Annotated in this window: 18 protein-coding genes; 5 read left to right on the top strand and 13 right to left on the bottom strand. The window is 72.7% G+C overall.

Annotated features, from left to right (window positions below; genetic code table 11):
* Window positions 1-14: 14 nt before the first annotated feature.
* Complete coding sequence (locus HJC40_RS37215) at window positions 15-3,245, bottom strand: GH92 family glycosyl hydrolase (protein WP_250008213.1); 3,231 nt, start codon at window positions 3,243-3,245, stop codon at window positions 15-17.
* Between the two features lie 123 nt (window positions 3,246-3,368).
* On the opposite strand from HJC40_RS37215, the gene HJC40_RS37210 reads away from it, so the two are divergent.
* The gene (locus HJC40_RS37210; protein WP_250008212.1) at window positions 3,369-3,797 is read left to right on the top strand and encodes an OsmC family protein; all 429 of its coding nucleotides are present in this window, start codon (window positions 3,369-3,371) and stop codon (window positions 3,795-3,797) included.
* Between the two features lie 12 nt (window positions 3,798-3,809).
* On the opposite strand, the gene HJC40_RS46400 is transcribed toward HJC40_RS37210, so the two are convergent.
* A complete protein-coding gene (locus HJC40_RS46400) occupies window positions 3,810-4,307 on the bottom strand; it encodes a helix-turn-helix domain-containing protein (protein ID WP_250008211.1) in 498 nt (165 codons plus the stop codon).
* Window positions 4,308-4,373: 66 nt separating this feature from the next.
* Here HJC40_RS46400 and HJC40_RS37200 point away from each other — a divergent pair, with 66 nt between their 5' ends.
* Window positions 4,374-5,723: an MFS transporter gene (locus tag HJC40_RS37200; protein ID WP_250008210.1), complete on the top strand. Its 1,350-nt coding sequence runs from the start codon at window positions 4,374-4,376 to the stop codon at window positions 5,721-5,723.
* Window positions 5,724-5,763: 40 nt separating this feature from the next.
* Here the strand turns inward: HJC40_RS37200 and HJC40_RS37195 are convergent, their stop codons facing one another.
* Together HJC40_RS37195 and HJC40_RS37190 are read right to left on the bottom strand one after the other, a co-directional pair.
* Complete coding sequence (locus HJC40_RS37195; protein ID WP_250008209.1) at window positions 5,764-6,648, bottom strand: SMP-30/gluconolactonase/LRE family protein; 885 nt, start codon at window positions 6,646-6,648, stop codon at window positions 5,764-5,766.
* A 64-nt stretch (window positions 6,649-6,712) separates the two neighbouring features.
* Entirely contained in the window at window positions 6,713-7,561 is an 849-nt protein-coding gene (locus HJC40_RS37190) for a helix-turn-helix transcriptional regulator (protein ID WP_250008310.1), read from the bottom strand.
* Between the two features lie 147 nt (window positions 7,562-7,708).
* Between HJC40_RS37190 and HJC40_RS37185 the strand changes: the two genes are divergently transcribed.
* Window positions 7,709-8,650, top strand: coding sequence for an SDR family oxidoreductase (locus tag HJC40_RS37185; protein WP_250008208.1), 942 nt, complete (start codon window positions 7,709-7,711; stop codon window positions 8,648-8,650).
* A 58-nt stretch (window positions 8,651-8,708) separates the two neighbouring features.
* Here HJC40_RS37185 and HJC40_RS37180 read toward each other — a convergent pair whose 3' ends face one another.
* Window positions 8,709-9,320 carry a TetR/AcrR family transcriptional regulator gene (locus HJC40_RS37180; protein WP_250008207.1) on the bottom strand — a complete coding sequence of 204 codons (612 nt, stop codon included), beginning with the start codon at window positions 9,318-9,320 and terminating at the stop codon, window positions 8,709-8,711.
* A gap of 93 nt (window positions 9,321-9,413) precedes the next feature.
* Here HJC40_RS37180 and HJC40_RS37175 point away from each other — a divergent pair, with 93 nt between their 5' ends.
* Complete coding sequence (locus HJC40_RS37175) at window positions 9,414-10,457, top strand: aldo/keto reductase (RefSeq protein WP_250008205.1); 1,044 nt, start codon at window positions 9,414-9,416, stop codon at window positions 10,455-10,457.
* A gap of 44 nt (window positions 10,458-10,501) precedes the next feature.
* Here the strand turns inward: HJC40_RS37175 and HJC40_RS37170 are convergent, their stop codons facing one another.
* The 6 genes from HJC40_RS37170 to paaK form a co-directional block, all read right to left on the bottom strand.
* Window positions 10,502-11,941, bottom strand: coding sequence for an ATP-binding protein (locus tag HJC40_RS37170; RefSeq protein WP_250008204.1), 1,440 nt, complete (start codon window positions 11,939-11,941; stop codon window positions 10,502-10,504).
* A gap of 63 nt (window positions 11,942-12,004) precedes the next feature.
* A complete protein-coding gene (locus tag HJC40_RS37165; RefSeq protein ID WP_250008203.1) occupies window positions 12,005-13,093 on the bottom strand; it encodes an amidohydrolase family protein in 1,089 nt (362 codons plus the stop codon).
* On the bottom strand, window positions 13,090-13,692 hold the full coding sequence (locus HJC40_RS37160) for a hypothetical protein (RefSeq protein ID WP_250008202.1): 603 nt from the start codon (window positions 13,690-13,692) through the stop codon (window positions 13,090-13,092). The genes HJC40_RS37165 and HJC40_RS37160 overlap by 4 nt, the downstream gene beginning before the upstream one ends.
* Window positions 13,689-14,366 carry a hypothetical protein gene (locus HJC40_RS37155; RefSeq protein WP_250008201.1) on the bottom strand — a complete coding sequence of 226 codons (678 nt, stop codon included), beginning with the start codon at window positions 14,364-14,366 and terminating at the stop codon, window positions 13,689-13,691. The genes HJC40_RS37160 and HJC40_RS37155 overlap by 4 nt, the downstream gene beginning before the upstream one ends.
* The gene (locus HJC40_RS37150) at window positions 14,363-14,680 is read right to left on the bottom strand and encodes an antibiotic biosynthesis monooxygenase (RefSeq protein WP_250008200.1); all 318 of its coding nucleotides are present in this window, start codon (window positions 14,678-14,680) and stop codon (window positions 14,363-14,365) included. The genes HJC40_RS37155 and HJC40_RS37150 overlap by 4 nt, the downstream gene beginning before the upstream one ends.
* A 12-nt stretch (window positions 14,681-14,692) precedes the next feature.
* Window positions 14,693-16,027 carry a phenylacetate--CoA ligase PaaK gene (paaK, locus tag HJC40_RS37145; protein WP_250008198.1) on the bottom strand — a complete coding sequence of 445 codons (1,335 nt, stop codon included), beginning with the start codon at window positions 16,025-16,027 and terminating at the stop codon, window positions 14,693-14,695.
* Window positions 16,028-16,395: 368 nt separating this feature from the next.
* Between paaK and HJC40_RS37140 the strand changes: the two genes are divergently transcribed.
* On the top strand, window positions 16,396-16,857 hold the full coding sequence (locus HJC40_RS37140) for a hypothetical protein (RefSeq protein WP_250008197.1): 462 nt from the start codon (window positions 16,396-16,398) through the stop codon (window positions 16,855-16,857).
* Between the two features lie 73 nt (window positions 16,858-16,930).
* Here HJC40_RS37140 and HJC40_RS37135 read toward each other — a convergent pair whose 3' ends face one another.
* Both HJC40_RS37135 and HJC40_RS37130 read right to left on the bottom strand, forming a co-directional pair.
* Window positions 16,931-19,690: an FtsX-like permease family protein gene (locus tag HJC40_RS37135; RefSeq protein WP_250008196.1), complete on the bottom strand. Its 2,760-nt coding sequence runs from the start codon at window positions 19,688-19,690 to the stop codon at window positions 16,931-16,933.
* Window positions 19,687-22,827: an FtsX-like permease family protein gene (locus HJC40_RS37130; RefSeq protein ID WP_250008195.1), complete on the bottom strand. Its 3,141-nt coding sequence runs from the start codon at window positions 22,825-22,827 to the stop codon at window positions 19,687-19,689. Before HJC40_RS37130 ends, HJC40_RS37135 begins: the two co-directional genes overlap by 4 nt.
* Window positions 22,828-22,830: the final 3 nt, after the last annotated feature.

Below are 22,830 nucleotides of genomic sequence, written 5' to 3'. Positions count from 1 at the left end.
CCGGCGCCGCGGTGTCAACCCAGCAACTCCCACTCGGCCAGCTGGGTCGCCGTCCCGCCGTGGTTGGCGGTGACCTGCAGGCGGTAGCGGGAGTACGCCCCGGCGGCGGGAACGACGAACGCCCGGGTCTGGCGGCGGTCGGCGAAGTCGAGGCCCGTCCGGGTGTCGAGGGTGACCCAGGTGGCGCCGTCGGTCGAGCCCTGCAGAGTCCAGCCGCGCGGGTCCCGTTCGGGTGCGTCCTCGGCCGAGGTCAGGGTGTACTGCTTCACCGTCACGGGCGCCGGGAGCCGCTGCTCGAGAGTGGCGGTGTTCTGGAACGTCAGCCACTTGGTGAGCGACGTGTCGTCGACCAGCTTGGCGGCGGACTCGTTCGGCGCGTTCTCGCCGCTCGCCGTCACCGTGCCGGCGACGTCGGCCAGCGGGCGCGGGGCGGCGCTGCCGGTGGTGAGCGACGGGGGCACGTCGTTCGCGCCCGTGCCCCACGCGGACGGCGACGGCCCCATCGTGAACCGCAGGGTGCCCCCGGCCTGCAGATCGGCGTGGGTCAGGTAGTTCTTCGGGTACGCGACACCGTTGAGGGTGGCGCTCTGGATGTAGCGGTTGGTGTCGCTCACGCCGGGCGCCTCGACGGTGAACGTGCGGCCGTTCTCCAGCGTCAGCGTGGCCGACGGGTGCAGCGGCGCGCCGATCGTGTAGTCGGTGCTGCCCATGCGGGCCGGATAGAAGCCGAGCGCGCTGAAGACGTACCAGGCCGACATCTGGCCGTTGTCCTCGTCGCCCAGGTAGCCGCCGCCGTTGCCGGCGCCCGATCCGTACAGCTGGCTCAGGACGTCGCGGACCCGGTTCTGGGTCTTCGCGGGCGTGCCGGCGTAGTTGTACATGTAGAGCATGTGGTGGATCGGCTCGTTGGGATGCGCGTACTGGCCCATGCCGGTGTCGTAGGCCTCGCGCATCTCGTGGATGACCCCGCCGTACGAGCCGGGCAGGTAGTCGCGGGACGCCGCGAACACGGAGTCGATCTTGGCGGAGAGCTGGGCGCGGCCGCCGTACAGGTTGGCCATGCCCTGCGGGTCCTGCGGCGCGGGCGTGGCGTAGTGCCACGGCGCGCCCTCGGTGAACTCGTGGCCCCATTCGTTGGGGCGGAACGCCGAGTCGGCCGTACGCCAGGCGCCGTTGCTCTGCCGGCCCCGGAAGAACCCGGTCGAGGGCGAGAACAGTTTCGCGTAGTCCAGGGCGCGGTTCTCGAAGTAGGCGGCGTCCTCGGTGAACCCGAGACTCCGGCCCAGCTGCGCGATGCCGAAGTTGTTGGTGGCGTCCTCGAGCGTCCAGGAGGCCGCCTCGCCGCGGACGTCGGTGGGCACGTACCGCTTGAACGTGGACACCTCGAGACCCTTGCGGCCCCGGGACCCGGAGGGGGAGTGGACGGCCGCGTTCTTCACCATCGAGGCGTAGGCGGCCCGGTGGTCGAAGTTGCGCACCCCCTTCACGTACGCGTCCGCGAAGGCCAGATCCTGGTTCGTGCCGACCATGATGTCGATGTAGCCGGGACCCGACCAGCGGGGGGTCCAGCCCCCGTTCTTGTACGCGTTGACGAACCCGTCCAGCATCTCTCCGGTACGGGTGGGGGCGAGCAGCGTGTACAACGGCCACACTGCCCGGGCCGTGTCCCAGAAGCCGTTGTTCACGTACATCTGACCGTCGTGGACCGCGTTGTCGTACGGGCTGAAGTACTTGCGCACCCCGCCCACCATCTCGGACATGTTGTTCGGGTACATGAAGGCGCGGTACATGTTCGAGTAGAAGGTGACCTGACGGTCGGCGGAAGCGCCCGCGAGACGCACCCGGCCGAGCGCCGAGTCCCACACCGCCGCGGCTTCCTCCCGTACGGAATCGAAGGTCTTGGCCCCGACCTCCTGGCTCAGGTTGGCGGCGGCCTGCGCGACGCTCAGGTACGACGTGGCGAGCTTGAGGGTCACCGGCTCGTTCGCCGTGGTCGCGAAGCGGATCCAGCTCGTCACCCCCTGACCGCCGACGCTGCCGCTCGCCGCGATGGCCTTGTCGACGGTCGCCGAGAAGTACAGTCTCGGGCCTTTGTGGTCGACATACCCGGTGATCGTCCGGGCGGCCGCGTCGACGTTGATCGTGCCGCCCACCTTGTCGATGGTGTCGAAGACGATGACCGACTCGGACGTGGCCGGATACGTGAACCGCATCGCCCCGGCGTGGTCGGTCGGCGTCAGCTCGGCGGTGATGCCGTACGTGTCGAGCTGGGTCTTGTAGTAATGCGCCTTGGCCACCTCGTTGCCGTGGCTGAAGGTGGACTTGCGCGCGTCCGGCGTCGTCTTCACCGCGCCGGTCATGGGCATCACCTGCAGCTGGCCGTAGTCGCCGATCCACGGGCTGGGCTCGTGGCTGACGCCGAAACCCTGCACGGTGGTCGCGTTGTACTGATAGAGCCAGCCGTCGCTGTTGCCGTTGGTGATCGGCGTCCAGAAATTGAAGCCGTTGGGCACCGTCGTGCCCGGGAAGGTGTTGCCGCGCGAGTAGCTCACGTCGGAGTTCGAGCCGCGGCGGGTGTCGACCAGATCGGACAGGCGGGCGGCGGGCGCGGCGGCGGTGATCGCGAGGTCGTCGAACCAGCCGCGGAACGGGCCGGTACCGGCCGGCTGGTCGTAGCCGATCAGGATCCGGTCGATCGTCCGTCCGGCGACTTTGTCGCCGATCGCCGACGTGACGTAGTTCCACCGGTCGAAGCCGAGCACCGACCCGCTGCCCTGATAGGCCGGGTGCAGCCGGACGCCGTTCTGGTCGGTCGCCCCGGAGTCGCGCAGCCGGCTGCCGTCGGTGAAGACCAGGTCGACCGCGACGTCGAGGTGCCCGCCGGACTGCGGGTACACCCAGTAGGACAGGGTGCTGGCGGCGGTCACCGGAAGGTCCACGTCGAAGACCCGGTTGTACGAGTACGACGAGGTGGTGCTGAGGTCGTTGCCCGAGTACATGAGCGCCGACGTGCCGGTGTGGGCCGTCTCGGCGCGGGGCGCGCTCTCCATGGCGGTGAGCCCGCAGCAGTAGCCACCCACCCCGGCGCTGCTCTCCACGCTGTTCTGCCAGGTGGGCTGGGGGTCGCCGGTCTCAAAACCGGTCACGAAGTTGCCGGCGGCGGCCGCGGCGGGCGGACCGACCGCCAGGCCCGGACCGGCGATCAGCAGGAGAGTGGCGAGCCAGGAGACCGTTCTCGTACGCATGGCGTGACCTGCCGTTCCGGCCGAGCGGATGACAACGATGTCAACGTAAGCCGTCTCATGGACGAAGGTCAATGGAACGACGGACGTCGGTCGTCACCCGTGAGGTCGGCTAGCGTCGATCACATGAAACAGGAGAATCTGCGGTCGGTGGAACTCGAGCGTTCCGGTGTCGGGCGGTTCGTCGTACGCAATGCCCGGGGCGGGAAGATGCCGCTGGGCACGGGTGAGGACGACGCCTTCACGCCGGTCGAGCTGCTGCTCGCGGCCATCGGCGGCTGCACCGGCATCGACGTCGACCTGGTCACCAGCCGCCGCTCCGAGCCGGCCCGTTTCGTCATCCGGGTCACCGGCGAGAAGATCAAAGACGAGTCCGGCGTCAACCGGATGCAGGACCTCGAGGTCGAGTTCGACGTGGCTTTCCCCGAGGGGCCGCAGGGCGACAAGGCGCGCGAGGCGCTGCCCCGGATCATGCAGCAGTCGCACGACCGGCTGTGCACGGTCACCCGCACCGTCGAGCACGGAACGCCGGTCGCGATGCGCCGGACCGAGTGACCCCGCGCCCCCTCAGGTACGAAGACTTTCGGTGACCCGGCGGGCGACGGCTTCCCGGTCGTCCGCCTCCCGGTCGGCCTGCTCACGCTCGGCCACGGTCCGCCGGTCGTAGGCATCACGCGCCGCCGCGATCCTCGACTGGTGCTCCTCGGTCCAGCTCACCAGGGTCTGGATCGTCAGGTGCAGGGTGGAGCCCATCGCGGTCAGCGCGTAGTCGACCCGGGGCGGCACCGTCGCGTGGACGGTCCGGCTCACCAGGCCGTCCCGTTCGAGATGACGCAGGGTACGGGCCAGCATGCGCTGGCTGATCCCGTCGACCTCGCGGCGCAGCTCGGTGAAGCGCATCGTGCGCCGCTCCAGCAGGGCGATCACCAGCAGCGACCACTTGTCGGCGATGCGGTCGAGGATCTGCCGCACCTCGCAGTCCTCGCGGGTGTCCCACTGGCGCGCGTCATACGGATCCTCGGTATCACAGCAGTTACCGAGGGACTCCGAAGTTCCGTCTTCCACAGCTCGATGGTGCCTGGTGGTGTGGTCGGTGACAAGAAGTAACCGGCTTGCACGGGGGTAACCACCATGGATCTACGCGCCTGGAGCGTGTTGCTCGTCCTCTGCGGAGCCATCTTTCTCGAGGGCATCGACATCGCGATGCTCAACGTGGCCCTGCCGGCCATCCGGGCCGACCTCGGCCTGTCCACCGGTCTGCTCAGCGGGGTGGTCAGCGCCTACGTCCTCGGCTACGGCGGCTTCATGCTGCTCGGCGGCCGCGCGGCCGATCTGCTCGGCCGGCGGCGGATGTTCCTGTTCTGGCTGGCCGTCTTCCTGATCTTCTCGGGGCTCGGCGGGCTGGCCACCGAGGGCTGGCAACTGCTGGTGGCCCGGTTCATCACCGGCGTCGCCGCGGCCTTCATGACGCCCGCGGGGCTGGCTCTGATCACCGCCAACTTCCCGGACGGGCCGCTGCGCAACCGGGCCCTCGGTGTCTATGCCGGCACCGCGGCCGGCGGGTTCTCGCTCGGGCTGGTGGCCGGCGGGGCGCTGGTCACGATCGGGTGGCGCTGGGTCTTCTTCGCCCCGGTCCTGCTCGCCGCCGTCCTTCTCGCGGCCGCGGTGCCGCTGCTCCGGGACACTGCGCCGCCGCCGCGGCCCGCGCGGGCCTTCGACCTGCGCGGTGCGGTCACGGTCACCACGGCGATGCTCCTTCTGGCGTACGCCGTGGTGGACCTGGCCGTCGGGCCGGCGCTCGCCGGGCTGGCCCTGCTGGCCGTGTTCGTCGCGATCGAGCGCCGGGCCCCGCATCCGCTGGTGCGGCTCGGCATCCTCCGCTCGGCCCGGCTGATCCGGGTCAACGTGACGGCCCACCTGTTCCTGTTCGCGTTCGCCGGCTTCCAGTTCGTCGTCACGCTCTATCTGCAGGAACTGCGCGGCTGGAGCCCGATGCGGACCGGCCTGGTGATGTTGCTGGCCGGCATCGACACGGTGCTCGCGCCGACGCTGACGACCTGGCTGGTGAACCGCCACGGCGCCGTCCGGGTGCTCTTCGGTGGTCTGGTGGCCGGCGTGCTGGCGTACGCGTCGTTCCTGCCGGTCACCGAGGACTGGACCTACTCGGCCATGGTGCCCGGTCTGGTTCTGCTCGGGGTGGCCTTCGCGCTCGCCTACGGCCCCCTGACCATGGCCGCGACCGAGGGCGTGGCCGAGCGCGAGCACGGCCTGGCCGGCGGGTTGCTCTACACCGCGATCCAGTTCGGCACCGCGCTCGGCATCTCGGCGGTCACCGCGGTCAGCCTGGCCGGCGGCGTGAGCATCGGCTCGATCCGCGCGGCCCTGTGGCTTCCGGTCGGCGCCGTCGTCGTGGCCGCCGCGGTGACGGCGTTCGGCCTGGCCGGCGAGCGCCGGCCGAAACCCGCCGTCGTTCTGACCTGAGATCTGCTCGGGCTGGCGGGGCGGCCGTCGGGCCGGCCGGTCAGGCGGCCGGCACGGTCACCGGGATGGCCAGCACGCTGCCCTCGCGGGCGGCCCGGCGGGCGTGCTCCTGGAAGTCGGGGGCGGCGCAGGCGAACAGGGTCCGGCCGGTCGCGCCGCCCAGCGCGCAGGCGTAGACGTTCGTGCCGGGGCGGATCTCCTCGGTGATCTCGCCGCCCTCGACCACGCGGATCAGGCGGCCGCCGAGGGCGTCGGCCACCCACAGGCCACCGTCGGCGTCCAGGCACGAGCCGTCCGGAGCGACGTGCAGCTGGGCGAGCGCCCCGGCCACGCTGCGGTCGGTGGCGAGCGGGCCGAACTCGGCCCACACCCGCCGGTTGGTGAGCCGGCCGTCGCCGGTCAGGTCGAAAGCGGTGATGCGGTTGCCCAGCGTCTCGTTGACCAGGACGGCGCCGCCGGCCGTGAACGCCATGGCGTTGGGGAACCACAGATCGGTGGCCAGTTCGGTGACGGTGCCGTCCGGGTCGGCCCGGTGCAGCGCGGCCGGCTCCAGCGGGTCGCCGGCCATCAGGTCGAAACCGAAGTTGCCCACGTAGGCGCGGCCGTCGCCGTCCACCGCCATGTCGTTGAGATGCCCGCCGGCGTGCTCACTGAGATCGGCGTGGGTGACCAGGCGGCCGTCGGGCTCGCGGCGCAGGATGCGGCGGTCGCGCATCGAGACGACCAGCAGGCGGCCGTCGGGCAGCCAGCCGAGGCCGGACGGCTGCTCGTCCACGGTCGCCTCGAGGCGGAGGTCGGTGCCGTCCTCCCGCGCGGACATGACCCGGCCCGTGTAGAAGTCGGAGAACCACAGCCGGCCCTCGTGCCATCGTGGCGCCTCGGTGAAGCTGAACCCGTCGAGCACGGTGGTGACGGCGTACGTCATGGTCGTCCTCCCTCGGTGGGAGGCTGATGATCCGCCTGGCCGGGCCCGGTCCGCAAGGGGCCGCTCAGGACGGCTGCGGGACGACGGCCTGGGCGCCGATGACCGAGAGAAGCTGCAGTTTCTCGTAGCTCTCGCTGCCCGGGACGGCGGTGTAGACGAGCAGGATGTGCGACTGGCTCGGGTCGATCAGCGACTGGCAGGCCAGCTCGAGGTCACCCACCTCGGGGTGCACGAACCTTTTCGCCTCCTCGAACCCCACGCTGACCTCGTGGTCGTTCCAGAGGGTGCGGAACTCCTCGCTGCGCGGCAGCAGCAGCTCGGCCAGCTGGGCCGCCCGCGAACCGGGACCGCGCAGGGTGACGATCTTGCGCAGGCCGGAGGCGTAGACCCGGGAATGGTGCGCGTGGTCCTCCGGCGGGTGCAGGGCCCGGGCGGCCGGGTCGGTGAACCAGCGATAGCCCAGGCTCCGGGCCGGGCCGGTGAACCGGGTGTTGTCGCCGGTGAGCGCGACCCCGGGCGGCGTCTGCCGCAGGCTCTCGCCGAGCTCGGTGACGATCTCGGCCGGGCTGTCGGTGAGCCGGTCGAAGATGCGCAGCAGCCCGGGGCTGATGTGCTCGCTGGTCGCGCCCCGGGGCGGCGGGTTGTGCCCGGCCAGCCGGAACAGGTGGTCGCGCTGATCGAGGGAGAGGTGCAGGCCCTGGGCGATGGAGGCGATCAGGCGCTCGGACGGGTGCGGCCCGCGCTCGCGCTCGAGCCGGCTGTAGTAGTCGGTCGAGAGGTGGCAGAGCGCGGCGACCTCCTCCCGGCGCAGCCCGGCGGTCCGGCGGCGCTGCCCCCGGGGAAGGCCGACGTCCTCGGGTTGCAGCGACTCGCGCCGGTTGCGCAGGAATTCGGCGAGTCCGCGTCGATCGATCACGACTTCGTTCTACCAGCCGGCGCCGGCCGCAACCACGGATCACCGATCCCCCCTTCACAGCCGGGGATCGGCAGGCCGTGGATGTCGTCCGGCCGGTACCGCAACCTGGGAACACATCACCGAGGACGCACCGAGGAGCAACTCATGGCCCGCAGGCAACCGGACATCACCGTTCCCGACCTCTCCGGCAAGCTCGCCGTCGTCACCGGCGCCAGCGACGGCGTCGGGCTGGGCCTGGCCGGCCGCCTGGCCGCGGCCGGGGCCGAGGTCGTGCTGCCCGTCCGCAACCAGGCCAAGGGCGAGGCGGCCATCGCCCGGATCCGGCAGCAGCATCCGGCCGCGGCGGTGTCGCTGCGCGAGCTCGACCTGTCGTCGCTGGAGTCGGTGGCCACGCTCGGCGCCCGCCTGCGCGACGAGGACCGCCCGATCCACATCCTGGTCAACAACGCCGGGGTGATGACCCCGCCCAGCCGGCAGACCACCGCGGACGGGTTCGAGCTGCAGTTCGGCACCAACCACCTGGGTCACTTCGCCCTGGTGTCACACCTGCTGCCCCTGCTGCGCGCCGGCCGGGCCCGGGTGACCTCGCAGATCAGCGTGGCGGCGAACCAGAACGCCATCAACTGGGACGACCTGAGCTGGGAACGGGCGTACAACGGCATGCGGGCCTACAGCCAGTCGAAGATCGCCTTCGGCCTGTTCGGGCTCGAGCTCGAACGGCGCAGCCAGGCCGCCGGCTGGGGCCTCACCAGCAACCTGTCCCACCCCGGCGTCGCCGCCACCAACCTGCTGACCGCGCGCCCCGAGGTCGGCCGGGCCCGGCCCACCCTGGGCGGCCGCTTCATCCACGCCATGGCGCGCCGCGGGGTCCTCGTGGGGACCCCCGAGACCGCCCTGCTGCCGGCCCTGATGGCCGCGACCGGCCCGGAGGCGCGCGGCGGCCGCCTGTACGGCCCGAGCGGCTTCCAGAATCTGTCCGGCGCGCCCGCCGAGCAGCCCCTCTACTCCCGCCTGCGCAGCACCGACGACGCCGCCCGCATCTGGGAGCTCTCCGAACGCCTGACCCGCACCGCCATCGCCGCCTGACCGGCCGGTGCTCGACCCGGGCTGCAACCGGCCGCGTGACCCGATCGGCGGCCGGATGTCAGGTTGGATCACTGTCGGCGGTGTAAGCGCCGGCCTGGGCGGCTGCCACTGCCGCCTCGGCGGCGCAGTCCGCCGCGGCCGCATCGACGGGGTCCCCGCTGATGAGCAGCCGATAGTAGAGCGGTGCTGACACAGCACGGATGACTTCGGCAGCGTCGGTGCCCGCGGGCAACTCGCCCCGTTGCGCGGCTTCCTCCACGCACGGGGCCCACTCGGCGATGCGGACGGCGTAGAAGCGATGCAGCGCTTCGGCGGCTCGGGGGTCGCAGGTCGCCGCGACGATGACCGCCCGGAACAGCGCCCCTTGACGGGGGTCGGCCAAGGTGCGCTGCACGAGCCGGGCGTTGGCCCGCAGGTCCTCCAGCAGTGAGCCGGTCTCGGCCCGCGGCGACGATTGCTCGGCCATGTCCGTGAGCAGATCGGCGACGAGGCCGGCGGTTGTTCCCCATCGACGGTAGACCGTGGTCTTGCCGACCTCGGCGCGACTTGCCACATCAGCGAGGTCGAGGCCGGCGAACCCGTGTTCGACAAGGGCGTCGGCGGCAGCGGACAGCACGGCGGCGCGCACTCGGGCGGTCCGTCCGCCCGGCCGGATGGTGCCGACGGTCATAACGGGTCTCCGGTTCCATTAATCGGTGAGGACTGCTAGCTTAACCCTCACCTTAATGGGAACTGCGTACCGTTAGCATGAGGAGTTGCCGCCATGGAATACCGACGACTCGGAACCTCCGGACTCACTGTGCCCGCTCTGAGCTTCGGAGCCGGCACCTTCGGCGGCTCCGGGCCTCTCTTCAGCGCCTGGGGCAACACCGACGCACGAGAGGCGCGACGGCTCGTGGACATCTGCCTCGACGCCGGCATCACCATGTTCGATACCGCTGACGTCTACTCCGACGGCGCATCCGAACAGGTGCTGGGCCAGGCGATCAAAGGCCGGCGGGACACTGTCCTGTTGTCGACCAAGAGCGGCCTGCCGACCGGGGACGGAGCCGCCGACCTGGGTACCTCGCGCGCCCGGCTCATCCGGTCGGTCGAGGCCGCGCTACGCCGCCTCGGCACCGACTACATCGACCTGTTCCAACTGCACGCCTTCGACGCTGGAACACCCATCGAGGAGGTTGTCTCGGCCCTGGACGACCTGGTGCGCCAGGGCAAGATCCGCTACGTCGGCGCCTCGAACTTCGCCGGCTGGCAGCTCATGAAATCGCTGGCCACCGCGGACCGCGACCACCGCACCCGCTATGTGGCCCACCAGGTCTACTACTCCCTGGTCGGCCGGGACTACGAATGGGAGCTGATGTCTCTCGGGCTCGACCAGGGCGTCGGAGCCGTGGTGTGGAGTCCGCTGGGCTGGGGCCGGCTCACCGGCAGGATCCGCCGAGACACGCCGCTGCCGCCCGCGAGCCGACTGCACGCCACCGCCGACTACGGCCCTCCGGTCGACGACGAACTCCTGTTTCGCGTCGTGGACGTTCTCGACGAGCTGTCCCGCGAGACCGGCCGGGCGGTACCCCAGATCGCCGTGAACTGGCTGCTGCAACGACCCACCGTGGCCACCGTCATCATCGGCGCCCGCAACGAGGAGCAACTGCGGCAGAACATCGGCGCGGTCGGTTGGTCCCTCACCCCCGACCAGGTCGCCCGACTCGACGCCGCCAGTTCCCGCACGGCGCCGTACCCGTACTTCCCTTACCAGCGACAGGAGGCCTTCGCCAGACTCAACCCCTCGCCTGTCGTCCCGGTCTGAGCAATGCCACGCGCGGCGATGTCGCTCCTGGTTGTCCGCCGGCCTCAGGACGGCCAGGCCGACACGACGTCGTCCGGCCCCCAGGCGACGTCGACGGCATCGGCGGGCAGGTCGAAACCCGAGCGGCTGACGGCGATCAGTCCCGAATGCGTGCTGTCGAAGCCGGGAACCTGGGCGGCGCCGTCCCGCAGGTGACGCAGATCGTGGAGATCGAACGGCGTTCCCAGCCACTTCAGGGAGCCGCAGAAGTGGATCTGCGACGCCACGGGAGCCCGGTCGGCTCCGACCAGGTCGATCTCCGGGTTGAACTGCCGGTTCCACCACCCGCCGACGGTCTGGACGCCGGGCCAGGGCAGGTCGCCCGTGATCGTGGCTTGTTCCAGCGACCTGCGGATCAACGGTTCGACCGCCCGACCCCGCCAACTCGTCCACCGTTTCTGAAAGAGGGCATAGCCGGCGTCGGGCCGGCCGCGCTGCGTCAAGTTGTAGACGTCGCGCAGGATGGCGAGGAAAAGGCGGAGATTGCTGTCGGCGACCCGGTACAGAGCCGGCTTGCCGCTGCTGGTCGACAGCGGCTGATCCACGGCCAGGAGGTGTTTGTCGTCGGTGAGCTGCCGGAGCAGGGGTGACAGGGTGCCCGAGCTGACCGGCCCGCCCCGGCTGCCGGCCGTGCTCGCGATGCTCGGGAAAGCGCGGGCGTCACCGCCGACCGCCTCGACCACTCGCCGGGCGACGTCGGGGTTGGGAAGTTCGGACGCCAGCGACTGTTCCGGGACGGTGAACACGGGAGAGGCCGGGTCGGCGATCTCGTCCCGGAGATAGTCGTCAGCCGGGGAACCGCCTGGCCAGCGCAAGAGGATGCCCGGGAGACCACCGGTGATCAGGTGCGCGTCAATGGCATCCGATCCGGTGAGCGCCGTCGTGGAAGCGGTCTCGGCCAGGTTGAGTGGGCCGAGGACGAAGTTGTCGGCCCGGCCGTAGAACGGGCGGTCGTAGGCGGTGAAGCGTTGCATCATGTGCAGGTCGCTCCCCAAAAGCAGAAGGAGGACCGGCCGGCGCGACAGGAGTCGGTCCCACACCACCTGCAACTGGCCATCGAAAGTCTCGTCCTGTTCGGCGAGCCAGGGCAGCTCGTCCAGTACCACGATGCAGGGCTGGTCCGGCAGAGTGCCGGCGAGGACGCGCAACATGTCACCCCATCCGCCGGTCGGCGGGGTGGTGGGTAACAAGCCATGATCGTTCGGAAGGTCCGACTCGGCCAAGGCGGTCAGGAATTGCGCCGTCGACTCTGTGACCGGCGCACCTTTGACCGCAGTGAAGTACAGATAAGGCAAGCCGGAACGGTCGCAGAGTTCTTGGACAAGGCGAGATTTCCCGACCTGGCGCCGTCCTCGGACGGCCACGGCCAAGCCTGTTCCCGTCCTGGCGATATGGTCGATCCGGCGCTTCAGAAGCGCCAGCTCGGGCCGTCGACCGACGAACACGGCGCCTCCTTAGGTAGATGGCATCTACGTAGATGGTATCTACCTAAGTGAGGAGATGGCGACTCAGAGCTCGAGAGAGAACAACGTGCGGGCGTTGGTTTCCAGGAACTGGCGGAAGACGGGCGGTTTCAGGCGCTGGGCCAGGCGGAGCAGGGAGGCGTTGTAGGTCTCGCTGGTCTCGATGTTCGGGGGCTCGCGGACGAAGTGGGACGGCCCGTCGGTGGCCGCGTCGGAGCCGAACAGCACGCGGCCGGGGCCCACGTCGTCGATCAGGCGCTCGACCGTCCGGGAGCCGCACCAGGACGTCTCCAGGTGCAGGTTGGGGTGGCGCTTCGCGTGCCGGACGGCCCGGCGCCGGCCCTCGGGCGGGCCCAGATAGGTGTGGTAGAGCACGAACGGCACGGTGGGGAAGCGGTCGGCCAGCCGGGCGATCAGGTCGGGGTCGGCCGGGCCGGGGGCGCTGTGGACGGTCACCGGCACGCCGGCCTGCTCGGCCACCTTCAGGTACGGGTCCAGGCCGGGCGTGTCGGCCGGGTACTCGTCGTACGCGGGGTGCAGCTTGAGTCCCGCGGCGCCGTCGGCCAGCCGTTGCCGTACGTCGTCGGGGTCGGGACCGCCCGGGCGCACCCACACCAGACGGGTCAGCCAGGGCACGGCCTCGGTGGCGATGTCCACGAAGTCGTTGTCGCCCCAGCTCACCACCGCCCGCGTCATCCCGCCGGAGGCGGCCGCGGCGAGCAGGCTCTCGAAGCCCAGCATGTCGCGGCCGGGCGCCCGCACGTGCACGTGGGCGTCGACCGGGTCGAGGCCGGTCCACAGGCGGTAGTCGGCGCCGTGGTTGTTGTCGCAGCGTGAGGCGGCCTCGTCGCGAATGACGCAGTCGAGGACCAGTCGGCCCCGGGTCGCCACCTCGGCCTCCCAGGCGTGGTCGCCGACCCGCTCCATCGGCACGTCCTGGGGCGACTTCCAGCCGTCGTGGCCGACATGCAGCACCAGCTCATGGCTTTCGCGGGCCCGGCGACCGGGGGCCGCGGGAGGGTCGGCGGTGCGGCGCGCGTCCTGGGCCAGGCGGCCGGTGTAGCGCACCCGGGCCTTCCCGGCTCGCCCGGCCGGTGGCGCCAGCCAGCGCAGCGGATGGTCGTAACGCCTCACAGCTCGACGACCCAGCCCCGGCCGTCGTTGTCGTCCCAGCTCTCCGAGTCGCCGGCCGGGTCGGGCCGGCCGTTGCGGATCAGGTGGAAGCCGTAACGGACCCGTGTGCCGCGCACTCCCCACACCCGGCCGCGGAACGTGTGCGGCAGAGGCTGGGCCCGGACGAACTCGTAGAGGTTGCCGTCGCCGGGCGCGTCGCCCGGCGTCTCGAAGGGCAGGCCGTCCATGGCCGTGCTCGTGTAGTTCGGGGCCGCGAGCTCGACCTCGCTCCAGACCAGGCCCACCGATGTGAGGTCGCCGCCGGTGTCCTCGTACGCCACCTCGGCCGAGACGATGTCCTCGGTGAACACCGGCGAGGCGGCCCGGTCGTCGGCCCCGACCACGAAGAAGAAGTGGTGCAGGACGAAGGCCGAATCCAGCCGCGGCACCTCGAGCACGGCGGTGCGCAGCCGGTCGCCCTCGGGCGCGAGCACGACCTGCTCGGCTTCCGTCCAGTCGGGCACGGCGTCGCGCGGCGACCACGTGTAGTGCGCCTGCACCATGGCGATGCCCGGCACGGGGTCGAGCCAGTTCTTGCGCAGACCGAAGAAGGCGGTCACAGATGATGCACCCAACAGTTGTCACCTCCCGGCGCCGACGAGCCGTACGGCCCGATCCAGGTCTCGTTCTTCTCCTCGGGCGGATACATGCGCCCGATGTGGTACTGCTGGACGATCGAGGCGCCCCGCGGGCCCCACATGCGGGCCGAGTAGCGGTGCGGCAGGTCCAACGCGTACAGCATGTGGTATTTCTCGCGGTGGAAACGCTCTTTGTCGTCGTACGTGTAGTAATTGCGCGCCACGAACTCCGAGTCGGCCGGGATCCGTGGGTCCTCCATCGGGCTGTAGACCGGGGCGTGCCAGTCGCCGACCGACCAGTAGATGCAGATGTTCGTGATCCAGCCGTTGTCGTCGGCGTACTCGAGATCGCGGTAGACGATGTCCTCGGAGAACAGGTCGGTCGTCCACCGGTGACCGTTCTGGTAGACCTCGAAGAAGTAGTGGAAGCGGTACTCCGGTGTCGACCACCCGTGCTGCATGTCCCACACCTCGCGGGGCATCCGCAGCACCTTGAGCCGTTGCCGCGGGTAGCCGCCGAAGTCCTGCAGCACGCGCGCGTCGTGGCTCCAGCTCCAGTCCGGCCACTGGCCCGGCGGCGTGCACGCGTAGTGGATCAGCACCTGTTCGATGCCGTCCTCCTGGTCGGTCCAGCCCTTGGGGTAGTACCAGCTCACGCCGACCCCCACCCGTTGGTGCCGCCGTCGGGGCTGAGCACCTCGAACGTCCGGACGCTGGGCACGCCCATCAGCAACCCGGGCAGCTCCTGATAGAACGTGCTGGTCACCGGCTGGTCGAGATAGCGCTGCATGTCCTCGACGCTGCGCCAGCTGGAGACGGCGAGCACCCGGTCGCCGCTGCGCAGGGACTGCACGAACACGATGCCGGGCGCGTTCGCGACCACGTCCCGCTCCTGCTGGACGAGCAGCTCCGACAACCGGCTGATCGCGCCGGGGCGGGCCGTGGCCTCCAGAATCCGGAAGACTGCCATCCTCTTCCTCCTCTAACCGCGGTGGTCGACCAGCCGCTGGATCTTGCCGGCCGATCGGGGCAGCGTCTCGGGCTCGAGGCACACCACCTCGACGCTGGTGCCGATGGTGTCCTTCACCGCCTTGACCACTTCGGCGGCGGCCGCGTCGCGGCGGTCGGCCGGGCTGTCCGGGCGGGCCTCGACCTGGACGGTCAGATGGTCCAGCCGGCCGCGGGTGCTCAGCACGAGCTGGAAGTGCGGAGCCAGGCCCGGCGTACGCAGGATGATCTCCTCGATCTGGGTCGGGAAGAGATTCACGCCGCGCAGGATGATCATGTCGTCGCTGCGGCCGGTGACCTTCTCCATCCGGCGCATCCCGGGCCGCGCCGTGCCGGGCAGCAGGCGGGTCAGATCCCGCGTGCGATAGCGGATGACCGGCATGGCCTCCTTGGTCAGCGAGGTGAAGACCAGCTCGCCCAGCTCACCCTCGGGCAGCACCTCGCCGCTGTCCGGGTCGATCACCTCGGGATAGAAGTGGTCCTCCCAGATGTGCAGGCCGTCCTTGGTCTCCACGCACTCCTGGGCCACGCCGGGGCCGATGACCTCGGACAACCCGTAGATGTCGACGGCGTGGATGCCGGCCCGCTCCTCCATCTCGGCCCGCATCTGCTCGGTCCACGGCTCGGCCCCGAAGATGCCGATCTCCAGGCTCGACGTCCGCGGGTCGAGGCCCTGCTTCTCGAACTCGTCGATGACGGTGAGCATGTAGGACGGCGTCACCATGATCACGCGCGGCTCGAAGTCGGTGATCAGCTGCACCTGCCGCGGCGTCATGCCGCCGGAGACCGGGATGACGGTGCAGCCGAGCCGCTCGGCGCCGTAGTGGGCCCCGAGACCGCCGGTGAAGAGCCCGTACCCGTACGCGTTGTGCAGCCGGTCGCCCGGCCGGCCGCCGGCCGCCCGGATGGAGCGCGCCACCACCGTCGCCCAGATGTCCAGGTCGTTGGCGGTGTAGCCGACCACCGTGGGCCGGCCGGTGGTGCCGGACGACGCGTGGATCCGGCGCACGTCGGCCTGGGGCACGGCGAACATCCCGAACGGGTAGTTGTCGCGCAGGTCGGCCTTGCTGGTGGTGGGGAACCGGGCCAGGTCGGCCAGGTCGCGGCAGTCCTCCGGTCGTACGCCGGCCGCGTCGAACGCGCGCCGGTAGTGCGGGACGTTCTCGTACGCGTGGCGAAGCGTCCACCGCAGCCGTTGCAACTGCAGGTCGCGTAGTTCCTCCACGCTCAGGCGCTCGGCCTCGTCGAGCGTCTCGCGGGGCGGCGCTTCCCCGAGATGCGGACCGGACCGGTTGATCGCAGCCGTCATGGCACAGCCTCCATCGAGCCGAGTGTGCTGTCCCGGGAGCGGGGATCGATGCACCCGGTGACTCTCCATCGACGCTCCGTCCACCAAACGCCCGGGTGTGACCGCTGTCAAGCCGAGTGACGGGGACCGCCGTCCGCATCAGTCGTTCAACGGACGACGACCGGCGGCCGCGCTGGACAACATGGCGAGGTCACATCGCCGCACAAGGGAGATCGAGGCCGCGGCATCGGGGGCCGGCCGGTATCGGGCCGGGGCATCCGTACCCGCTGCCCGGTACGCGGGTTGGCGGCTGGCGGCAATGCCGGACCGGTCCTTTCGGAGAACCGTGAGGGGAAGGAAGCAGGACCTCTGCCGAAGGGACCGGACCGATGACCGATCATGCTGTGCGCGCCGGGACGCACGTGGCCTTGCGCGACATCTCGATCGCCGAGCGCGTGCTCACCGCGGTGACGGCGGTGCTGCTGGGCGTGGACGCCTACGTGCACCTGCACGACGCCGCCCGGTACGACCAGTTCCACTCGTCCGTACTGAGCGAGGGCGCGCTGTTCCGCATCCAGGGGGTGGTCGCGATCGTGGTCGCTCTCGCCCTGCTGATCCGGCCGGCCGTGCTCACCTGGGCCATCTCGCTGGTGGTGGCCGGCGGCGCCGCCGCGGCGGTGACGCTCTACACGTACGTGGATCTCGGCCCGGTGGGCCCGCTGCCCGACCTGTACGAGAACACCTGGAACGCGCCCGGCAAGGTGGGCTCGGCCGTGGCCGAGACGATCGCCGCTCTGGTGTCGATCGCCGGTCTGGTGCTCGCGCTCCGGGCGCGCCGGGCGACCGCCTGACCGGACCGCCGGACCCCGGCCGGCGAGGGCCGGCCCCGACATCGGGGCCGTCCCCCCGCCGGCCGGGTGAAGGTCAGCCGCCGCCGGCCCGCAGCACGTCGCCGAGTCGCCGGCGTCGCCGGACGGCGGCCTCGGCGGCCACCACGGCCACCAGCACGGCCGCCGACGCGCCGACGGTCACCAGCTCGAGCACCCACCAGGGCACGACGGTCACCGGGTCGGACAGCTGGCCGGTGAGCCTCCGCAGCTCCAGCGGGCCGAGGGTGATCCGGGCCAGCAGCGCGCCCAGCGCCGGCCCGCACAGCGCGGTGACCAGCAGCACCGGCAGCAACTCGCCGGCCGCCACCCGATGGCTGTCGCGCGGCCGCAGGCCCAGCGTCCGCAGCCGGGCCAGCGTCTCCCACCGTTCCGGCGCGCTCGCGGCGGCGGCGACCGCGAAGCCGAGCAGCCCGAGGGCGAGCAGGACCCCGGCCGCGATCAGGTAGAGATGGACGAGCCCGGAGGTCAGCGGCGCGGTCCGGCGATCCGCCAGCACGTCTGTCCGGGCCGTCAGCCGCCCGTCGACGGCCGTGGCGCGGATCGCCCCGGCCGCGCCCGGCCCGGTCGCCCAGATCGTGTCGGGCTCGGACGCCAGGCCGGCCGCCCGGGCGGCCGCCGCGTCGACCACGACCACGTCGCCGGCGCCGATGGCCGGCGCGGCGCCGACCGCGGTCAGCGGGATCGACGTGTTGGTCACCACGGGGAGCCGGAAGCTCGTGCCCGGCCGCAGGCTCCTGTCGCCCGTGCGGACCAGGGCGGGTACGGCGCCGTCGCGGGTGGCGGTCAGGCCGGGCACGTCGGGCAGGCCGGGCAGGGGGGTGTCGCCCAGCAGCCGGCGGAAGGCCGCGGTGTCCACGACGACCAGGCGGGCGGTGACCGCGGTGGAGTCGGCGATGAAGCGCTCGTTCTCGACGACCCGGGCCGCGACGACGTGCCGGACTCCGGGCGCGGCGGCCACCCGTCCGGCGACCGTCGCGGTGGGGCCGGCCGTGGTCGGGCCGGCCGCTGTCGAGCGCGCCGCCCCGGAGCCCACGGTGAGGCGGGCGTCGGCGCCGACCGTCTGCCAGGCGCCGTCGGACAACCCCCGGGCGGTCGTGGTGTGCAGCGTGAACGCGAACGACGCCAGGGCGATCGCGGTGATCAGGGTGAACGCGGGCAGCACGCGCGACGACGTCGCGGCGGCCCGCGCGGCCGCGAAGAGCGCGAGCGGGCGCCGGGAGCGCAGGGTCAGCCGCAGCCCGGCCCGGATGCCGTACGGCAGCAGCCGGACGAGGAGCAGGGCCACGGCCAGCGCGACCAGGGCCGGCGCGGCGGCGGGCAGACCCACGTCGCCGTCGGCGCTGGATCCGATGCCCCGCTGCCGCAGGGCGATCAGCGAGGCGGCCGCGAGGGCCAGCACGGCCAGGTCGAGAGCGGCCCGCCGGAGCTGTCCGGTGCGCGACGCCCAGCGCCGGGCGCTGCGGTTGGCCGGGGTCCGCCGGTCCCGGGTGGCCCGGGCCGCGGTCAGGGTCCCGGACACCGGGCCCGTGCCCACCGCGATGGCCAGGAAGGGGAGGACCCAGACCGGCGAGGCGCTGCCGACGATCGCGACGCTCAGGCCGAGCCCGAGCAGGGCGGCCGGCACGGTCACCGCGATCGACTCGACAGTCAGCTCGGTGGCCAGGCCGGGCAGCGACGCGCCCCGCTCGCGGGCGGTGGTCAGGGCGGCGGCCCGGCGCCGGGTCAGCAATTCGGCGGCCAGCCCGATCACGAGCAGGGCGCCGGCCAGCACGGCGATCAGCAGCACGGCGGCCTGGGCCGTGGCGGTGGCGATCTGGCTGCGCAGGTCGCTCAGCACACTGTCGAGCTGGGTAGCCCACTTGAGCGAGTCGCCCCGTTCGGCCGACACGGCCGACCCGCCCTTGAGCTCGCCCACCGTGGCCGCCAGCGCCTGAGCCGACTTCCAGGTGAGCTTGTCCGGGTCGGCGTCGAAGCGGACGCTGCGCCGCAACTGGTCGGCGCGGAAGGCCAGCCGGGCGTCGGGCAGCGACTCGGCCGACAGCAGCCCGCCGAACCGGGTGCTGCCCAGGCCGTCCCGGTTGGCCGCCGGCTGCAGGAGCCACGGGGCCAGGCGCCAGGCCGGGTCGTTCGCGTCGACCGGCCGGAAGATGCCGCTGACCCGTACGTCGTAGGGGGTGCGCTGGTCGTCCTGGACCGGGATCCGGTCGCCCGGCTCGGCCCCGAGCACCCGGGCGTCCGTTTCGGACAGCCCGATCTGCATCGGCCAGGGGGCGCCGTTGAGCGGCACCTCGACGAACTCGTCGGCGTCGGCCGGGCCGGGGGCCCGCCCGGCGATCCAGGTGACCGCCGGGCCGCCGGCGGCCCCGCGCAGATATTCGAGCTGGAGGCGGCGCTGCACGCTGCCGTCGGTGACGGCCAGCGAGATGCTCGACACGGTCGTGACGGGTGACTGCAGCGCGGCCCGCAGGCCGGGGTCGAGGTCGTCCTCGGCCAGCGCGCCCACGGCGGCGACGTCGTCGGCCAGGCGCGGGCTGCGCAGCCGCCCGCCGGTGGGCCCGTAGTCGTCGGGCCAGTCCGACTCCACCCGGACGGCGGCGTCGTCGGCCGCGCGGCGCACCGCGTCCCGGGTGGCCTCGTCCGAGGTCGAGCGGATCAGCGGCGGCGTGGCCCCGGCGAGCAGCGCCACGACGGCGACCACGCAGGCGACCAGCAGCAGCGGCCCGGCGTCGGCACGGGCCCGGCCGCGAACGCTGGGCCAGTGCGGGGCGGGCGCCGCCACCCGGCGGGCCCTCACGACGCCACCCGCAGATGGGCGGCGTCGGCCCGGCTGACCTGCACGAGGACCGCGGCGCCGGCCGCCAGGCCGCAGGCGGCGACCAGGGCCACGAGCAGCAGAATCTCGCTCGCCCAGGGCCAGTGGGCCACGGCGGCCGGTACGGCGGTCGCGCCGGTGTCCGACCGGATCAGCAGCGGGGCGACCAGGTGGGTGGCCAGCGCCCCGACCCCGGCTCCGGCGGCCAGCAGGGGCAGGACGACCGCGGCCTGCTCGCCGAGCAGCGCGGCCCGGATCCCGCGCCGGGACACGCCGAGGCCGCGCAGCCGGGCCACCTCGACGGCCCGCGCCTGCATGTCGCACGTCACCTGCAGCAGCACGCCCCCGAGCAGCAGCACGACCGCGGCGACGATCAGCACCCGCAGGACGGCCGGGAAGGAGGCCCGCACCGGGCTGCCGGACAGGCGCTCGGCCTCCGCGGCGCGGGTGGTGACAGTGCCCAGGCCCAGACCGTCGGCGCGGGCGGCGGCGTCGGGGGCAGCCGGGTGCCCGACCCACCAGGCGCTCACCGGCAAGTCCACGTTGCCGCGCACGGCCATGGCCCGGGTGAGCAGATCGAGGTCGGCCAGCAGGGCGGCCGCCCCCGGGGCCGACGGCACCTGGGGCACGACGCCGACGACGACCGCGCGCACCGGGGTCTGGTCGACGGCGAAGGAGATCTCGGATCCGCGGCGGGCGCCGACCGCGGTGGCGAACTGCCTCGACACCACGACCGGGACCGGGCCCGGATCGGCGAAGGCGGTGGCGACCAGGATGCGGGCCGAGGGGGCCGTGTCGGCGAAGCTCACCGCCGAGCTCAGCCGGAGCCGCGAGCCGGTGGCCGTGATCTGAGGATCGTCGAGCTGGCCGGACTCGGGCGAGGCGGCCCGCACGGTCCACGCCGACGTCGACGGGGCGGGCAGGGTCACCGTGGCGTCGATCCGGGTCACGTACTGGATGCCCGCTTCGCCGAGGACCGACAGCGTGACACCGATCAGCCGCAGTCCGGGCTGGGTGACGCACCCCGGCACCGGGTGGGCGCGGCCGTCCAGCGGGACGGGGCCGCCGTCGCACGTCGTCCGGAGCCCGCTGTCGTCCTGCAGCAGCAGATGGGGGGCCACCGAGATCGGCATGGCCCCGGTGGTCGTCCCGGTGATCGCCGGAGTGCTGCCCCGGGGGAGGGCGACGCCGGTCACCGGGGCCGGCGCGACCAGCGGGCGGGTGGTGCCGGCCCAGCCGCCGGCCGGCCCGGCCCGGCCCCGCAGCAGGACGTCGGCGTGCCGCAGGTCGGCCGCGATGAGTTGCGGAGCCGAGTCCGGGCCGCCCAGCCACTGGCCGACCACGATGTTCTGCCGGGCGACCGGGCTGATCACCCCGCCGGTGGCCGTGGCGACCTGGGCGCTCTGCCCGGTGAGCGGCGCGGTGGTCAGCGACAGGGCGAGGTCGGTGCCGACGGCCAGGTCGGCCTGGTCGCGTTGCGAGGTGTGCCAGGTCGAGCCGAACGCCGTGCCGAAGGTCGCGGCCCCGCAGCCCAGGCAGATCAGCAGCCCGGCGGCCAGCGCCTGCGGGCGGCGGGCGGCCCCGGCGGCGGCCAGCGCGAGCGTGAAGCCGCGGGCCCGCCCGGCCAGCCGCTCCCCGGCGCGCAACAGCGGCGGCACGACCCGCAGGGCCAGCGCCGCTCCGGCGGTCAGGATCAGGGCGGGCGCGAGGACCCGTACGGCATCGGCCCGGGAACCGGCGGCCGCGGGCTGGGCCCGCAGCTGCCACCAGCCGACCACCGCGAGGGCGACCAGCAGGACGTCGAGCCCGGAACGGGCGAGCAGCTCGCGCTGGGTGCGCCGGTCCCCGGCCCCGGCGGCCGTCCGGGTGGCCAGCCCGACGTTCAGCGCGGTCAGGGCGACGGCCCCGCCGACCACCGCCAGGACCTGGGCTGCGGTCACGGTCACCGGGGCGGCCAGGCCCGCGCCGGCCAGCGGCGGCAGGCGGGTCAGGGCGGCGTGCAGCAGCGAGGAGAGCGGCACGGCCAGGGCGACCGCCACCACGGCGACCGCACCGGCCTCGGCCGCCGCCACCGCGGTGAACTGGCGCCGGCTCGTGCCCAGGGCGGCCAGGAGATCCGATTCGCCGGCCCGGACCCCGGTGGTCAGCCGTCCGGCCAGGGTGAGCGCGATCGCGGTCAGCACCAGGCCGATCAGCGCCAGCGACAGCACCCCGCCCGAGGTGAGCTGCTGCTGATCGCGCGCGTCGAGCAGCACCCGGGGGAGCGGTGAGGAGACCCGCTGGACCTCGACGCGATCGCCCAGCGTCCCCTCCAGCTTGCGGTTGGCGCCCAGCAGCGACGCCGTCAGCTCGTCGAGCCCGCGGCCGGTCGGCGCGGACAGATCGGGGTGGGCGGTCACCTCGAGCCGGCTGAGCGCCGATCCGCCGGTGAGCAGGTCGTCCAGGTCGACCAGGAACGGCCCGTAGGCGTGGATCTGGCGGGCCGACGTGCTCTCGGGCGGATCGGGGTCGAAGCCGGTGCCGCCGAGCGGGTCGCGGTCCCACCCGGCGTTCTGCAGGGGCCGGACGACGGCCACGATCCGTACGCCGACCGCCTGGTTGGGTGAGCGGCCGAGCTCGGGCCCGAGGTCGACGCGGTCGCCGACCTTCAGCTCGAGCAGCCGGGCCGTGCTCTGCAGGACGGCCGCCTCCGGGAGCGCCGCCGACGCCCGCGGCCATCGGCCGGCGACCAGCGCCGCCCGCGACGGCAGGTCGTCGAGGCCGGACAGGTAGCCGCCGCCCAGCACGCCGCCGCCGTCGCCCATCGGCAGCAGCCGCAGGGCGGCCGACGCGCGGGTCGTGGTGGTGGCCGGGAACGGCGCCATCGCCGAGGTCAGCACGGTCCGGGTGTCGGTCGCCACCGACCGGGCGTTCGCCGCGGCCACGGTTCCGACGTACGCGGTGGCGGTGACGTCGTCCGGGTCGGCCCGGGCGGCCGAGACCTCCACCCCGCGCTCCGAGGTACGGGTCACCAGCAGCGCGGCCGTGCCGAGCAGCGTGGTGCCGACGACCAGGATGGTCAGCAGCGAGGCCAGCAGTGGCCACTGGGCGCGGGCCCGCCGCGGCACCAGCCTCAGCACGGA

The sequence above is a fragment of the Actinoplanes sp. M2I2 genome (assembly GCF_023544445.1).
Classification (GTDB): Bacteria; Actinomycetota; Actinomycetes; order Mycobacteriales; family Micromonosporaceae; genus Actinoplanes.
The sequence above is the reverse complement of the archived record's forward strand: the minus strand, read 5'-3'. Positions and strand labels throughout refer to the sequence as shown.